General features: G+C 55.0%; 3 protein-coding genes. All 3 read right to left on the bottom strand.

The features are described from left to right. Positions 1 to 125: 125 nt before the first annotated feature. Positions 126 to 755, bottom strand: coding sequence for a D-alanyl-D-alanine carboxypeptidase (locus H6A60_RS13815; protein ID WP_239477730.1), 630 nt, complete (start codon positions 753 to 755; stop codon positions 126 to 128). Positions 756 to 1,038: 283 nt separating this feature from the next. Further along, positions 1,039 to 1,248 carry a porin gene (locus H6A60_RS11035; RefSeq protein ID WP_369126657.1) on the bottom strand — a complete coding sequence of 70 codons (210 nt, stop codon included), beginning with the start codon at positions 1,246 to 1,248 and terminating at the stop codon, positions 1,039 to 1,041. Further along, positions 1,245 to 2,022 (bottom strand): porin (locus H6A60_RS11040; RefSeq protein ID WP_205104579.1); only part of this gene is annotated, 778 nt, incomplete at its 5' end. The genes H6A60_RS11040 and H6A60_RS11035, both read right to left, overlap by 4 nt.

The following is a 2,022-nucleotide window of genomic DNA, read 5'->3' on the forward strand; positions in this document are numbered from 1 at the left end:
TATCTTTACCACTCAACGCCGTCGAGTTCGAGCGACATAACGACTTCGGCAAAACCGTCTTCACAAGGCATAAATGTGAAGCGGACAGATCGATCGCCGATTGACATGGCATCGGGACCGACACGTCAGCACTGCTCCCAGCCCATGCTGCGCCAATGGTCGGAAAGACGATGCGGCTCAAGTCCATCCTGCAGTGGAAAGATACACCGATCGATAAGGATGTCGCCGTCGATAGCATCGATCCCGGAAAGCGAGAGTACGGCAAAGAGCTTTTCAAGCGTCTCCGCGTCAAAGCAAGGATCACCGCCGCCTTCGAGAACGAACATCGGTCCCGGACTCTCGGCCATACGTTGCCAGAGCGTCGTCTCGAAGCGAAAATCAGGCTTGCGTTCCTCGAGGATTTCGAGCGCAGCAAACGTTGTCAGAAGCTTCACTGTAGAAGCGGGCGCATGAGGAACCTTGGATCGGTACCTAAGGAGTACTCGATCAGTAGCCAAATCACGAATGTCGATCACAATACTCTCAGCGGGAACCTGCCATCGGCGTGCACGGGAAAGCAGTGAGGCAGGAAGTTTCTCAAAGACGGCATCGGACGACGTGGACTCTATTTCCTTGTCAACAACAGGAAAGGACGAAAAGGCCGATCCGGAGAACAGCAGCGACGATGAAAGAGGAAGAAGACGAACAGCCTGCTTGACCAGCGCGCGGCGAGATAGTGAGCACAGTGAAGACGGGCGGTCTATTCTCTCCTGCATGTTGTTTATTTGTCAGTCCGAGTTTTCAGATATGAGCTGCCGCTGAGATTCGCCGATATCGATATCCTCGATTGATGGTAGCCCATAAGCAAACTACAAAGAAGCTGTTCCTCCGTGAGGAATATTGGTCAGATGTCGACCATCGGCCGCCGTAGCGGTTCGAGAGAAAACCCCGGGTGTTTAGCTCAGGGTTTTTCTTTCGACAAAGGAAACCCCGCAGCCGTGCACTTAGCTGCGGGGTTTAAATCAGAACTACGTAGCTTTAGCTACAAGTAATCCTAAATTAGAACTTGTGAATGAGGCCAGCCATGACTTCGACGGTCTGCGGGTCACGGTCGGTTGCATCCCAGTTCTTCATGCTGTCCTTCGTGTAGGCAGCAGCCGTGTAGACGGACGTACGCTTCGAAAGAGCATAGTCATAACCGACCGAAATGTTCCAACGATCGACTTCCGGCTTGCCGTAGGTCGAATCCTGGTTGGCTTCAGCCGTCATGTAACCGACCTGAGCCTTGGCCTGACCGCCGAAGGCGGGGACGCCGACGCCGAGAGCGATACCGAAGCCGTCAGCGCCTTCGACATCTTTGAAGCTATACGCCCACCGATCGTGCTGTCCTGATCCTTGGCCGACTTGTAGCCGACAGAAACGGAATTCATGAAGTACTGAGCCTGGGCATAGACCTTCATGAACTGGAAGTCATAAGCGCCGCCGAGCGTGACGTTGATCTGGTCGTCGAGATTATCGGTGTCGTAGATGATGTTACTGTAGTTGGTGGAGTCAACCACGCCGACGAGGTAGAGGTTCTGGGTCTTGAACGTCGCACCAACAGCATAGTAACGGTTCACCGAAGCCTTGCCTTCAACGCCACCGTCGTCAATCTTGCTGTCGGTATCGAAGGAGTACTGAGCGTAAACATTCGCACCGCCGAAGGTCGGGGTCTTATAGGTGATCGTATTGTCGAAACGATCCCAAGCGGAGCCCTGGAGGAACTTGGCACCAACGGAATCCTGCCAGCCGCCAGAGAAGGGCGAAGCACCACCCATCAGGCCGAACGTGCCGTTCGCGCTAACGAGCTGGCCGACGCGGCCGAAGGAGACCGTACCGAAGTTGCCTTCGAGGTACAGCTGGGATTCACGACCGAAGAGGCGGCCGCCGTTGCCGAGGGTGCCATCGTCAGCGTTGAAGCCGTTTTCAAGCACGAAGCCAACTTTGAGGCCGTTGCCGAGGTCTTCAACGCCCTTCAGGCCGAAGCGCGAGCCAGAGTTCTGG

It is taken from the genome of Sutterella massiliensis, assembly GCF_016899755.1.
Classification (GTDB): Bacteria; Pseudomonadota; Gammaproteobacteria; order Burkholderiales; family Burkholderiaceae_F; genus Sutterella; species Sutterella massiliensis.